Annotated in this window: 10 protein-coding genes; 8 read left to right on the forward strand and 2 right to left on the reverse strand. The window is 61.1% G+C overall.

Annotation, left to right across the window (positions count from 1 at the left end):
- The first annotated feature begins 124 nt into the window (after positions 1-124).
- The 8 genes from B0E55_RS30095 (at position 125) to B0E55_RS30130 (ending at position 9399) form a co-directional block, all read left to right on the forward strand.
- Positions 125-2116, forward strand: coding sequence for a cutinase family protein (locus B0E55_RS30095; protein WP_080911102.1), 1992 nt, complete (start codon positions 125-127; stop codon positions 2114-2116).
- Between the two features lie 291 nt (positions 2117-2407).
- The gene (locus B0E55_RS30100) at positions 2408-2929 is read left to right on the forward strand and encodes a 2Fe-2S iron-sulfur cluster-binding protein (RefSeq protein ID WP_019749532.1); all 522 of its coding nucleotides are present in this window, start codon (positions 2408-2410) and stop codon (positions 2927-2929) included.
- Positions 2926-3918, forward strand: a complete 993-nt coding sequence (locus tag B0E55_RS30105; protein ID WP_029538617.1) for an FAD binding domain-containing protein — start codon at positions 2926-2928, stop codon at positions 3916-3918. The genes B0E55_RS30100 and B0E55_RS30105 overlap by 4 nt, the downstream gene beginning before the upstream one ends.
- The gene (locus tag B0E55_RS30110) at positions 3918-6038 is read left to right on the forward strand and encodes a xanthine dehydrogenase family protein molybdopterin-binding subunit (RefSeq protein ID WP_080911103.1); all 2121 of its coding nucleotides are present in this window, start codon (positions 3918-3920) and stop codon (positions 6036-6038) included. The genes B0E55_RS30105 and B0E55_RS30110 overlap by 1 nt, the downstream gene beginning before the upstream one ends.
- A gap of 78 nt (positions 6039-6116) precedes the next feature.
- Positions 6117-7130: an FUSC family protein gene (locus B0E55_RS30115; protein WP_080911104.1), complete on the forward strand. Its 1014-nt coding sequence runs from the start codon at positions 6117-6119 to the stop codon at positions 7128-7130.
- A 51-nt stretch (positions 7131-7181) separates the two neighbouring features.
- On the forward strand, positions 7182-8690 hold the full coding sequence (locus B0E55_RS30120; protein WP_080911105.1) for a YhjD/YihY/BrkB family envelope integrity protein: 1509 nt from the start codon (positions 7182-7184) through the stop codon (positions 8688-8690).
- Positions 8687-8932, forward strand: a complete 246-nt coding sequence (locus B0E55_RS30125; RefSeq protein WP_080911106.1) for an MYXO-CTERM sorting domain-containing protein — start codon at positions 8687-8689, stop codon at positions 8930-8932. Before B0E55_RS30120 ends, B0E55_RS30125 begins: the two co-directional genes overlap by 4 nt.
- 65 nt (positions 8933-8997) lie before the next feature.
- Positions 8998-9399 carry a low affinity iron permease family protein gene (locus tag B0E55_RS30130; protein WP_019749538.1) on the forward strand — a complete coding sequence of 134 codons (402 nt, stop codon included), beginning with the start codon at positions 8998-9000 and terminating at the stop codon, positions 9397-9399.
- Positions 9400-11299: 1900 nt separating this feature from the next.
- Here the strand turns inward: B0E55_RS30130 and B0E55_RS30135 are convergent.
- Positions 11300-11830: a CinA family protein gene (locus B0E55_RS30135; RefSeq protein WP_080911109.1), complete on the reverse strand. Its 531-nt coding sequence runs from the start codon at positions 11828-11830 to the stop codon at positions 11300-11302.
- A 138-nt stretch (positions 11831-11968) separates the two neighbouring features.
- Positions 11969-12475 carry a 50S ribosomal protein L11 methyltransferase gene (locus tag B0E55_RS32695; protein WP_080911107.1) on the reverse strand — a complete coding sequence of 169 codons (507 nt, stop codon included), beginning with the start codon at positions 12473-12475 and terminating at the stop codon, positions 11969-11971.
- Positions 12476-13266 lie beyond the last annotated feature (791 nt).

Raw genomic sequence — 13266 nt, forward strand, 5'->3', positions numbered from 1 at the left:
CACAGGGCGCATTGATCGGAGTGAATACGTCCAGCACCATAGCGGCCCTCACCTGAAATCGGGCGCGTCAGGCCTGTCCGCGCGCGGACAGGTACATCGTGTTTGCTGGTAGAGAAAGGTTCTCATGCCGTTCCTAGGTTCGACCATCCACCGTCCGGTATGCATGCTGATGACGGCAACAGTCGTCGCAGCCTCCATCGCTTTGATGTCGCCGGGCATTGCGTCCGCCCAATCAAACGGATGCTCGAAGACTTTCAACCTGTTCATCCCCGGAACCTGGGAAACCGCAGAAGACGCCGATCCCTCGATCGCGGTCGGTATGCTCAAACCGATCGCCCACAGCATCGCGGACACGAACGGTAGCGCGGCACAGGTCCACACTCTGCCGTACATGGCCCGAGCCTTCGACAACGGAAAAACCTACGCAGACAGCAAATCTGATGGTTTGACGAGGGCGAAGGACGTGATCGCCGAGATCGCAACGAAATGCTCCGACACCAAATTCACCATCACCGGCTATTCCCAGGGCGCGGACATCGCAGGTGATCTTGCCTCTGAAATCGGCAACGGCTCCGGCCCCCTCAAGGCAGAGCAAGTCCTCGCGGTCGGGCTTCTCGCCGATCCCGGTTCCGGAACGAACGGCGAAGCAGTCATCGGCCCGAAGCCGTCAGGAAAGGGGATCGCCGATCCGCGGCCGCAGGGCATGGGGAAGCTCTCGGGCCGGGTCGCGTCGATCTGCGATCCGAAAGACCTCTACTGCTCGATCCAAAAAGGTTCGAGCCCGCTGCTCGGATCGCTGGGTTCAGTGCTCACCAAAGCTCCGAGTGCTGGAGTTGACGGCCAGGTAGGCGACAATTCACACCTGGCCACCGCGCTGGCGTCGGATTTCTCCCAAGCCGACCTTCCCAGCCTCGCCACAGCCACTGGCAATCTGACCAGTGAACTCTCGAAGACGGACGGCACAGTCGACCTCGAGAAGGTCGCCTCCAGCGCGAGAACGCTGGCGAACACCATCAGTCCGCTCGCGGAACTACTCGGCTCCGGTGCCGCCAATCCTGCGGCGAACGAGCAGCTCGCTGCAGCTCCCGCCGGATCAGCCGAAAAAAATGCCGGCCACGTTTTAGACAAGGCCGGAGAATCTGATCTCAGCAGTGCGCTCTCGACAGTGACCGCGATCGCCGACACCGCGAGCACGCTCGCCAGCAAGGGCTCCACGACGCTGCCGGCTTCATCTCCGGACCTGACCTCCCTGTCGACCGCTGCTGGCACCCTCGACAGTCAGATCGCCCCACTCGCCACGACACCGAGTGACGTCCTCGGATCTGCCTCCGGAGTCCTCTCCTTACTCAAACCCACAGTGGTCGTCAACCAAGTCCTGGGCGTCGCCACCGGCTTCACCTCCCTGGATATGCCTGCGATCCTGGCGAACCTGAACCTTCTTCCGCAGAAGGTCGCCGCGCTCGACGCCCACGGTGCCCACAAGGTCGCAGGGGATCTGAACAACCAGTTCTCCCCATTGGTGAAGATGGCCGCGGGAATCGATCTGAAATGGGTCTCACAGATTCTGTCGGCAATCCCGGATCCGTCCGGCTACTCACAGGTCGCGGCGCTCGTCGCGTCGATCCTGGGAGGAGTCGACATCATCAACCTGGCAAACCTCGTCGGCCGGGTGCAGGAAATCGCTTGGGCCGCAGTCGAGAAGCTGCTCCCACCGCCAGGACAGCTCCCCGACCCGCTCGGGGCCGGAGCCGCCATGACCGGCCTCGTCCCAGTCGGACTCGAACTCGCCACGGTCGCGGTCAACATGCTCGCCGGCAAAGCTACGAAGACTGATCCGACATTGCTCGGCAAGCAGGCCTCGACGGCCGCGACCACCGATTCCGCTCAGACACAGAATCTGGAACTCTCAGCACTGGCTAATTCGTTGACCGCCATGGCCAGTGCACAAGGCGCCAACGACCTTGCATCCTTAATAGGGGAGGGGCTCGACGCAGCGTCCTTCTTCGCCTCCGGGGCACACCAGAACTACAACTCTCTCGTCGTCGACAACGCTGGCCGCAACGCGATCCAGTGGATCTCGGACTGGCTCAATCTGCAGATCGGACGCGCAGCATGAGCCGGTAACCCGCCCTCACTCCGACATTTCGAAGAAATGAATCTAACGATCGACCCCTCCTGGAGGGGCGGGGCGGGCCCGCGTGGCCAGTCCCCACCGCCGATCGAACCCACCTCCCCAATCTGACGAAGTAGCACATGTCCCAGATGGGGGAGATCGCGATACTGCCGAAGCGGGTGAGGTGTAGCGGCGGTGTGTACGAGTGCGATCTAGTCGCGATCTTGCAAACGCCGCCTCGTCAGATCGTGACGCTACCCGTTTGAGTAATCCGGAGCTGGGTAGGTGCTCGTCATGGAGTCTTCGCGAATCGATGCCGAGATCACGTTGATGGTAGACGGCAGCAGCCACACCCTGACGGTCGACACTCGAACCACGCTGCTCGACGCGCTGCGGGATCGCCTCGGCGTGACGTCCCCGAAGAAGGGTTGTGACCACGGGCAGTGCGGATCGTGCACGATCCTCCTCGACGGGCGGCGCGCCGTTACGTGTTTGACGTTCGCCGTGGCACAGGACGGCGCACAGATCACCACGGCAAACGGTTTGGCGGGCCACGACGGTCTGCATGCCGTACAACAAGCCTTTCTCGACCAGGATGCGCTCCAGTGCGGGTACTGCACCCCGGGACAGGTGTGCTCGGCAGTGGGGATGCTCGACGAGGTGAAGGCCGGGCACCCCAGTCATGTCACGGAGGACCTCGATGCTGACCCGGATCTGGACGACGCCGAGATTCGAGAACGCATGAGCGGGAATCTCTGTCGCTGTGCTGCGTACGGCAACATCGTCGCAGCGATTCGACAGGTAGTGCAGTCGTGATGCCGTTCGAGTACCGACGCGCCGAGGATGTCGACGGTGCGTTGGCCCTGGTGACTGAAAACCCCGGCGCCGCCTTTCTCGGAGGCGGTACGAATCTGGTCGACCGTATGAAACTCGGCGTGACCAACCCGCGCATGGTGATCGATGTAAGTCGACTGCCCCTCGCCGGAGTGGAGATGCTTCCGGATGGAGGAGTCCGCATCGGCGCGACAGTTCGAAACAGCGATCTCGCAGCCCACCCCGTCATCCGCCGCCGATACGCGGTGCTTGCTCGCGCTCTCCTGGCCGGAGCTTCAGGGCAGCTTCGTAATGCCGCGACAACAGCCGGCAATCTGATGCAAGCTACCCGCTGCGACTACTTCCAGGACGTGACAACTCCGTGCAACAAGCGGGAACCCGGATCTGGTTGCTCCGCCGTCGGCGGCTACGTGCGCTACCACGCAATCCTGGGGGCTTCCGACAAATGCATCGCCGTGCACCCGTCCGACATGGCGGTCGCGCTGGCTGCGTTGGACGCCGTGGTCGTCGTAAGGGACCGCCGTGGCGAGCACAACATTCCTGTCAACGAATTCTACCGTCTCCCTGGAGATTCACCGCAGCATGACACAGTTCTGAAACCCGACCAGTTGATCGTTGCAGTGGAGCTGCCCGCGCCTGCACCGGCGGCGCTGTCGACGTACGTCAAGACACGCGATCGCGCCTCCTTCGCTTTCGCTCTGGTTTCGGTTGCCGCTGAGATCGAACTCGAAAACGGTATTGTCGCGGGCGCCCGAATCGCCATCGGAGGCGTGGCGCACCGCCCCTGGCGCGCGTACAAGGCGGAAGAGGTCTTGCTGGGATCCCCGCCTACCGAGGAAGTGTTCGTGCAAGCCGCAGATGCCGAGTTGGCGAACGCGAACCCACAGTCGGGCAATGCTTTCAAGATTCCCCTGACACGCGGCGTCATGGTTTCGGTGCTGAGGTCACTCACCACCGGAGGGCCGACGTGATGAGGATGATCGAACCGGGCTACCTGGGAAATCCGATGGAGCGTCTCGACGGGTCCGCGAAGGTCACGGGGACGGCGCTCTACGCGTTCGAACATCCCGTGGAGAATCCCACCTACCTGCACGCCGTCCAGGCGACGGTTGCGCGTGGCCGCGTTGTCAGCATGAAAACGGAACTGGCAGAGGCACTTCAGGGTGTCGTCGCCGTGATCACCGTTTTCGATGCCCCACGCTTGGCGGATACCGAAGACCGAGAGCTGTCCGTACTCCAGGACCCAGCCGTCCACTTTCGCGGACAATTCATCGGTGCTGTGATTGCCGAAACACCCGAGACAGCCCGTCATGCAGCCGGGTTGGTACAAGTCGAGTACGACGAACTCCCTCATGATTGTGAGCTACGAGCCGATCGCGACGACCTCTACGCCCCGGAGGACGTCAACGGATTCGCGACCGACACGACCGACGGCGATGTCGAGTCGGCATTCGTGGCTGCGGATGTGACGTTAGATCAGACCTACACCACTCCACTCGAACACAACAATCCGATGGAACCGCACGCCTGCATTGCAATCTGGGAGGACGACGCCAAGGGTGGGCGGGCGTGCGTCACCCTGTACGACTCTACTCAGGGCGTTCATGTCGTTCGCGAGACCCTGGCGCCCATGTTCGGGCTCGAACTCGAGCAGATGCGAGTCGTGGCGCCACATGTCGGCGGAGGGTTCGGTTCGAAGGGATCACCTCACGCGCACAACGTATTAGCGATTCTTGCTGCCCGCAGGACGGCGGGGCGACCTGTCAAGTTCGCGCTCACGCGGCAGCAGATGTTCGCGATCGTCGGATACCGCACATCCACCATTCAGCACCTGCGCCTCGGTGCGAACTCCCACGGTCTTCTGACGGCGATGTCCCACGACGTAATCGAGCAAACGTCGAAGATCAAGGAATACGCGGAACAGACTGCTGTTGCCACCCGGATCATGTACGCCACGCCTAATCGCTCTACCTCTCACCGGGTTGCAGCCCTCGATGTTGCAGTCCCGTTCTGGATGCGTGCCCCGGGCGAGACTCCGGGTATGTATGCGGTCGAGGTAGCGATGGACGAGCTTGCCGTAGCTTGTGGCCTCGACCCGATCGAACTTCGTGTTCGGAACGAACCCGAAGTGGATCCGGAGAGCGGAAAACCTTGGTCAGGGCGGAATTTGATCGACTGCATGTACGCAGGCGCGGAGAGATTCGGGTGGAAAGATCGGAGTCGGCGTGATGGACGACGTCCGGTGCGTGGTGGTCTCAGTCCGGACGGCAACTGGATGGTGGGTACCGGCATGGCAGCGGCAACCTATCCGGCAATGACGAACCCCGGTTCGAAAGCGCGCATCGTCTTCGGAGCCGATCGAATTTACACTGTTCAGATCGGGGCGGCCGACATTGGCACGGGAACCTGGACCGCTCTGACTCAGATCGCCGCCGATGCTCTCGAATGCCACATAGAGGAAGTTCGGCTCCAAATCGGCGACACCACATTCCCTTTCGCCACAGTTGCCGGTGGCTCCGCCGGTATCTCGTCGTGGGGCTCTACTATCGTCGCGGCTGCCCGTCAGTTCCGCGCGGAACACAGCGCCACTCCCCTTGCCGGCGTGGAGACGACAACTGAGACGCCGGAGAATCCGGATGAGGACGTTTACTCCATGCATTCATTCGGTGCTCATTTCGTGGAAGCGCGCGTACATCGCGAGACCGGCGAGATCAGGATCCCCCGGATGCTCGGTGCATTCTCGATCGGACGCGCAATCAATGCAAAAACGCTTCGCTCACAGCTCATCGGAGGAATGACGATGGGATTGTCGATGGCGTTGCACGAGGAAAGCTTCCGGGACAACAGGTTCGGCCACGTGATGACTCACGACTTGGCGAACTACCACATCAGCACAAACGCGGATGTGCAAGACATCGAAGCCTTCTGGCTCGACGAGACTGACGCACACGTCAACCCGATGGGATCGCGGGGCGCCGGCGAGATCGGGATCGTCGGGGCAGCAGCCGCTGTTGTCAATGCTATCTACGATGCTACCGGTGTGCGGGTACGCGACTTGCCGGTAACAGCGGACAAGGTCCTGTTCAGATGAGTCTTCGGACGACCGTAGAAGGTTAAGGAGCAAGCAATTCTCGAGCATCCCCTCATTCAGCGATGTGAAAGCATAGGCTTGATCACAGCTCTGAAAGGCGCAGTCGCCGTTGTCATCGCGTGGGTGATCGCGAACAGCGTCTTTCACAGCCCTGAAGCATTTCTCGCTCCGTACGCTGCACTCTTCATCATCGGGAACACCGTGCGGAACTCGATGCGGGTGGCCGCCCGCCAGGTCAGTGTGGTCGTCCTCGGAGTTGTTGTCGCCGCCGTCGCGGCGGTGACCCTTCCGACCGTCGCTGCATTGGCCATCGCAACGGGTGCAGGAATACTCGTCGGCCGCATTCCGCGGTTGTCGCCTGACGGGATTTGGGTCGCCGTCACCGCCGTATTGGTCCTTCTGTACGGAACAGCAACCAACCCGTACTTGGTGATGCACCGCATTGGTGACGTAGTGCTCGGAGTATTCGTGGGCATCGCGGTCAATGCCGTGTTGGTGCCGCCGGACTATCTCTCCGACGCCAGAGACCTCTTGGTAGCACGTACGCATGAGGTCGCGGACATTCTCCGACAGATGGCCGCGGACGTGAAAGCCGTTGCTGGAACACAGGATTCATGGCGTCAACGCGCTCTGTCGGTGAACAAATCCGTTGCCGCGGAGACCGCGGTGATGGACGGTGAAGCCAGCCTGGTCGGAAACTTTCGCAAACGTGGGTGGTTGCGTATAGGAGGATCCGAGGTGTTTCGCCCGGCCGCCGAAGCACTCGATCGAGCAGCGCTACATCTCATGGGCCTGATCCTTGCCGTCGAGGACAGCGATTTCAACGAGAACGGGGGTTTGCAAAGTGCCGTCTCGGAGTTGCTCGAAGCGATGGCCATAGCCTTTGCCGATGCGGGAAGAGGTCCGGTGCACGACCCTACCGACCATCGTTCCGTCACGACCTTGCCCCTTGCCCGTGAAAGATTGACCGCACTCGAAAAGCTCGTGCAGCAGGGAACACTCACAACGTCCGTCGCACCTTCGATAGTTCTCTCCAGCCGTGGGTTACTTGCGGCGCTCGCTGTCCTCGATCGAGAGGAGTACGGAAGCTAGGGGAGTCTCGACCGAGTTTCGACACCCGGCTCACTGGGTAGCAACTCGGGCATGGTGACACACACGGTTGATGCGGACGACGCGCGTAAGCCTTCCGATCCGACCGACCTGACGGCGCAGTCGTGGAAGTTCGTAGCACGACGTTCTGCCCGAGAGTTCACTCGCGATCAGTGCACCGATCTGGCGGCGGCTTTGACGTACTACGCTGTGCTGTCACTGTTCCCGGCGCTTCTGGCGCTGGTGTCCCTGCTGGGAGTTGTCGGCCAGGGACGTGCCAGTGTGGACACGGTGATGGAACTGGTGGCCGCTGTCGGACCGGACTCGGCCGTGGACACGATGCGTGGCACCGTCGAACAACTGGTGGCGGCCCCTACCGCCGGTTTCGCATTGATCATCGGTCTCGCGGGTGCGTTGTGGTCGGCCTCCGGCTATGTCGGCGCATTCGGGCGAGCGATGAATCGTATGTACGAGGTGGAGGAAGGCAGGCCGGTCTGGAAACTTCGTCCTCTGCAACTGGTCGTCACCCTCGCAGGACTTCTGTTGGTTGCCGCGGTGATCTTGATGCTGGTCGTCAGCGGACCTGTCGCCAAGGCGCTAGGTGATGAGCTCGGCATCGGAGACGGCGCGGTGACGACGTGGAATATTGCGAAGTGGCCCTTCATTCTGATCTGTGTCGCGTTGGCGGTGGCGGTGCTGTATTACGTGACTCCCAATGTGCAACAGCCGAAATTTCGTTGGATCAGCGTCGGAGCAGCACTCGCTATTGCAGTGTGGATCGTGGCTTCAGTCGGATTCGCTTTCTATGTAAGTCATTTCGGTAGTTACAACAAGACGTACGGATCGTTGGCCGGGGCGGTCATCTTCCTCCTCTGGTTGTGGATCACCAATCTTGCGTTGTTGTTCGGAGCAGAAGTTGACGCGGAACTCGAACGCGGCCGGCAGTTACAGGCCGGAATCGAAGCCGAAGAATTCCTGCGACTGCCTCCTCGGGACACCAGCGTTTCGGAAAAGAACGCTCGTCTGCACGCACACGATATCGCCGCCGGTCGCGAACTTCGCGAAACGCACGGCGGCGAAGACAACGAAGGGACGTCGACCATGACCGAGCGATCCGATAGCCGGGCAACCGTTCCGAGCACCGCGCCGCCGAAAACTGTCGACACAGAGGGCGTAGACCCGCACGCACTGTCGACCGTACAACTCGTCGAGCGCCTCACCGAGCAGGTGTCCGACCTCGTACGGGCCGAAATGTCGCACGCAGTAGCCGAAGTCAAGACGAAGAGCACCCGGTTCGGTGTAGGGGTCGGTATCTCCGGCGCCGGCGCACTGCTGCTGCTGTACGGCTTCGCGGTACTTCTGGCGGCAGCAGTACTCGGATTGGCCACAACCCTCGAACCTTGGCTTGCAGCTCTGATCATCGCGGCAATCGTGATCGCCATCGGAGCAATAACCGCACTCGTGGGAGCCAAACGAGCGAAGTCCGCGGCGCCACCGCTTCCGGAAGAGACCGTCGAAAGCGTCAAAGCTGACATCGCTACTGCCAAGAAGGGCGTGAAATGAGCACTACCGCAGACGGACCCGACGAGAATGTTCGAGCCCAACGTGAGGCTCTAGCCGCAACCGTAGGCGCACTCGCCGAAAAGGCGAACGTACCGGCCCGCGTCAAGGGTGAGGTGTCGCGTGACGTGGAACGGGTAGGGCAGCGGCCTGCAGCCGTCGCGGCGGCGTTCGGTCTCTTAGTGGTGTTCGTACTTGTCCTTCGCCGCCGCAAGCAGCGTTCCCGCCGCACCAAGCACAACTAGCGAGCACTGTCGACGTTTGCGGCAACGATCGGCACAATGTTTCGGATTCGAATGAGGTTCTAACGATGAAGCCCCCTGCAGTTCTCCCATCCGAAGTTTCGACGAACATCTCCGTCTTCGATAGGTTCGCGACCTACGTCAGTGCACGCACCTCGCAGGCATGGTTCTTCGTAGTGTGCGTGGTGATAGTGGTGCTCTGGGCGCCGTCGTTCTTCCTTCTCGGCACCATCGACACCTGGCAACTGATTATCAACACCGTCACCACTATCGTCACGTTCCTCTTGGTGGCGTTGTTGCAGAACACACAGAAGCGATCCGACGACGCCGTACAGCACAAGTTGAACGCCATTGCCGACGGCCTGGCCGATCTGATGAAACAACTCGCCCAGCAGCACCCCGAACTGGATAAAGATCTGCGCGAACTGCGACTCGCTGTCGGACTGGAAGACCACGAGAGCGCTTCCTGAACGGAAGGAGTACTCATCATCCACAAACGAGTCCTGCGATCTCGACTCTCGGCCTACTGGGCTGGCACGCTGGGATCGGACACAGACCGTCTGGTTCGGCGATATCGCTGAATTTGCTGCCCGCCATGTAGCGACCCAGAGGGCGCCCCTGGCTTGCCAGAAGGCTCGGTGATCCAGCGCAGACAATATGTTCTCATCGTCCGAAGGACTCGGACGCAATGCAATAGGAGCTGCAGTCTTGCAGGCACGGGTTTGCGCCGCCAGTGCCTATCGTCGGGGCGATCATCACGATTCGGAACACGAGGCACGATGCCCCCATCGCGGCATCGAAAAGTTTGTGCGGTCGTGCACCGCGGAGGACCTGGTCGTATCCGGGTAGCTACGTTCTGACCACGCAAGCTGACAGACACATGCCGTCGTGCACTCGTGCAAATACCAAGTAGCCCAGTTGTAGCGGCCTTTTGCATGGAGAAACTTGGTGAGGCCAAACCGCTGGTGTGTGCAGACGGCATCGGACCAACGCTCATGCTTTGTGCCCACAGCAATGCACGTAGTGCGACCGGCGGGCGCGCGTCCCAGGCGTTGTTCGTCCTGAATCCGCTGGTTGCACCGCCGTGTCCTGCCACTTAAGCCCTCCCCGGCGCCGTCGAGCAGTGAACTGATCGTTGATCAGGTCTTTTCACCGAACTCCGGGACCTCAAGCGGCCGACCCCGCTCGGCGTTCTCGCTCAGTTCGCTCTCTCACGCACGAGACATGAGCGTTGTCGGAACGACCTTCGCGTGTATCAGGCGCGGCCCGTTTCCCGAGTATGTGATCTGGGTAACAAGCGGGGAGTGATGGAGGAGATTGCGATGGATGTTGTGGTGTGGACGGAATCCGAAGAACGGGAGAGGTGGTGGCGCGAAATTGTCGGAATTTCAACCATCCGGAACCACCGTGTGCCGCCGGATATCGGAGAGCTGCCGCGTCCCAACCTCTCGACGACATCGAAAAGGAGCGAGTCGGTTGCTACCCATCTTCGGGCAGTAGCCGCGGCTTGACTGTCAGTTCTGGATCGAAGGGGTGGAGATACGATGTTCAACATTGTTCTGTTGCTTGTAGTGCTGAGTATCGGCATCGTTGTGGTGATGTGTCTGGACTTCCCATGGCAACGTTCGCTTTTACGTAGCGATCATCGCCAGATCACGCGTCACAGGCATGGAAGGACCACAAAGCCGTAGAGTTGGCTCCGCCTGACCGTTACACTCCGGCGAGGAGGAAAGACCCGGTCGGGTCGACGGCGACCTGGATGAGCGATCGGCTCTGTTTCCGGATGCGTCGAACCCGTTGGGCGATCACGCCGACGCTTCACCACCTTGCCGAGTTCCGCGGCCGAGCTTTCCGTGAATACCGCGGTCACTTGCCACAGAAGCAGTCGCGGACAGGCAATAAGGCCGCGCTGCCCCTCTCGGCGCGGACGTCGGCCGTGCCCCCCGCAGCGCGAGTGACCGGGGCACTCGTCAAGATGACACAAGGCCATCGCTCCGGGTCCAACATCGAGAAGGGCTGGCCCTGCATCGAAGAAGCCGATGGCCCTAACGCTTTTCGGGCATTGTCAACGCCCAGCGTTCCACTCTCGGTTGGGCGATCGCTTATCGCAACTACGGCGCCACGCGCGATTGCATCAGCTAAGAATTCGCCGCCGTGGGGCTCGGGACCGGTCACGGTTCACAAATGTCGCCAGGCTGCACATGACGAGAAACCTGGCGACTCTTGCTGACCACGAATTCCTCGGTTGCGTCGAATATCTCGGATGCGACTCTGAGATACGGGGCCAGAGCTCGGTTGATCGAGGTCCCTCGTCGACATCGCCCAAGGCCTGTCAGAGACGACGATCCTCCACAGTCGACGTCCGCTGGCTCATGACGGGACTCCACGGGAGATCGACGCGGCGTCCGTGGAGGCGTACCGCACCAGAAGCTTGATTCCGTGCTCTATCGTGGCGGCTAGGATGTCTTCCGGTTCGCCTGAGAACACTTGCTTTTCGGCGTGGACACTTCCGTGGTCGACGACCCCGAACCAGACGGTCCCCGGGGTCACGTCTTCTTGGGTCTGCGGCCCAGCTTCCCCGGTGACGGCGAGCGTCAGTGTGGTTCCCAACAGAGCGGCTGTGCTGTGCGCCATGGCTCGCGCTGATTCTTCGCTCACGACAGGGCCGTTCGGAACATGGAGGACCGACCGTTTCACCTCCCGGTTGTACGCGACGATCCCACCGCTGAACCAAGAACCGGCATCCGGCGCCTTACCGAGGTGTGCGGCAATATTGCCCGCCGTCAGGGACTCTGCCGTTGACACCAACAAACCTCGGGCCACTGCGACACTTGCCAGGCGGTTGCATAGTTCGTCGAGGTCGGTTTCGGTCGGTAAATCGGGCCGGGGGTCGTTACTCATGTCCAGTCCTCTCCAATAGATGTCGAGCACTCGTATTGTGGCGCTTGATGTTCGAGCTGGTCAACGGGTCAGCGCTCGCGCGGCGCGAGCGCAGGACCGGTCCGCGCGGGATTGATCTGCCCGCCACGACTTCTGTAATCATCCTCCGTTCCTCGAGCATGACTCCGGTCTTTCCGATGTCGCACATCGCGGACTGCAACAACAGGAGAGACCCTCCTGGGACGAGGAAGTTGGGCCGATGCGAAGATCGGATCGAGTGGAACCCGACCGCCGGCGCCGGCGTACCAGACTCTCTTGGGCTCTGAAGCCAGCAATTCGTCGATTTCCGACGGGACGTACGACGGGTTGAAACCACGAGGTCGAACATTTCTCAGTCAGCACCGCGGTGAGGTCTCCACGACGTGCCTCGACACGTGCTTTGTTGGGAAGTCGGTTGAGCATGACGTTCACAATTGACCGGCGCGAAATGTCTACCGCGAGAACGCGACCAACTCCAGCCTTCGCGGCGGCTATCGACAACGCACCGGTTCCGGCGCAGAGGTCGAGAACTCGAGTGGAGCCCATCACCTGCTGACGCCTCAATGCCTCGGTAAACAGCGACGTATCATCCTGCGGTCGGTGCGCACCTGGCAATCTAACGATCATCGTCGACTCCTGAGTTCAGGGGTTCCAGTTCAAGGGGTTCGATCCCGACAGTTTTTCTACCCGAATGTTCCTGAAAGCATGCGAGAGAGCGCATCGTTTCGGAATGGACTGCCACAGATTCGCGATGCGCAACTTTCGGTCTCCGACGACTATTTCGGTTCGGACAGCGAAGCACCCGCGGCAGCAACGAACGCCAACTTTGGCAGTAGCCGAGAAATGAGCGTCCAAAGGTATGCCGACGACGGTTGGCTTTTCGCAACCCTGTGCCGATTCGCTGCAGCGCTGGCGCTCGGGGTGGCTTCGGCAATTGGCAGTGCCGACCTAGCCCTTACACAACTTGGCGGGCCAGAAGAGCGACGGGACTTGCACCTCCCGCACGCCGTGTGGTGCGGATCCCACCATCTCGTCGAGCAGCGATTTGGAAATTGAAGGGAGGGAGGCAAAGTGGAGGACGACCCGTGAAAAGCGCCGCACGCGAATGCCCTCACCGTAAGGAACACGGCCCTCTGCCCGCGGAGAATTCTGCAACTTAGACGCTCAAGTCCTCAGCGGTCACCGATCGCGACGCCGCCTACTGACTCACGCACAGATACTGCAGATCCCGGTTGTGGCGCTCCACGCGCTCCCCTCGGAACGCCAACGACACGCGCAGTCGCTGCTGCCGGAAAAGTCGGCAATTGCGCCATTGCGATTCTCAACGGGCCCCGGCCCGTAGTGGCACTGCACGCGCCTGCTCACATCGCTAGAGTCCATTCATGGCCACACTGCGTGAAAGCATCATCGAAGAACTC

The organism is Rhodococcus sp. 66b (assembly GCF_002076325.1).
Classification (GTDB): Bacteria; Actinomycetota; Actinomycetes; order Mycobacteriales; family Mycobacteriaceae; genus Rhodococcus_F; species Rhodococcus_F erythropolis.

Excerpts from the sequence above, each read along its gene's own strand:
- B0E55_RS30110 (WP_080911103.1), top strand. The coding sequence starts at position 3,918 with ATGAGGATGATCGAACCGGGCTACCTGGGAAATCCGATGGAGCGTCTC.
- B0E55_RS30135 (WP_080911109.1), bottom strand. The coding sequence starts at position 11,830 with ATGAGTAACGACCCCCGGCCCGATTTACCGACCGAAACCGACCTCGAC.
- B0E55_RS32695 (WP_080911107.1), bottom strand. The coding sequence starts at position 12,475 with ATGATCGTTAGATTGCCAGGTGCGCACCGACCGCAGGATGATACGTCG.
- B0E55_RS30120 (WP_080911105.1), top strand. The coding sequence starts at position 7,182 with ATGGTGACACACACGGTTGATGCGGACGACGCGCGTAAGCCTTCCGAT.
- B0E55_RS30100 (WP_019749532.1), top strand. The coding sequence starts at position 2,408 with ATGGAGTCTTCGCGAATCGATGCCGAGATCACGTTGATGGTAGACGGC.
- B0E55_RS30130 (WP_019749538.1), top strand. The coding sequence starts at position 8,998 with ATGAAGCCCCCTGCAGTTCTCCCATCCGAAGTTTCGACGAACATCTCC.
- B0E55_RS30095 (WP_080911102.1), top strand. The coding sequence starts at position 125 with ATGCCGTTCCTAGGTTCGACCATCCACCGTCCGGTATGCATGCTGATG.
- B0E55_RS30125 (WP_080911106.1), top strand. The coding sequence starts at position 8,687 with ATGAGCACTACCGCAGACGGACCCGACGAGAATGTTCGAGCCCAACGT.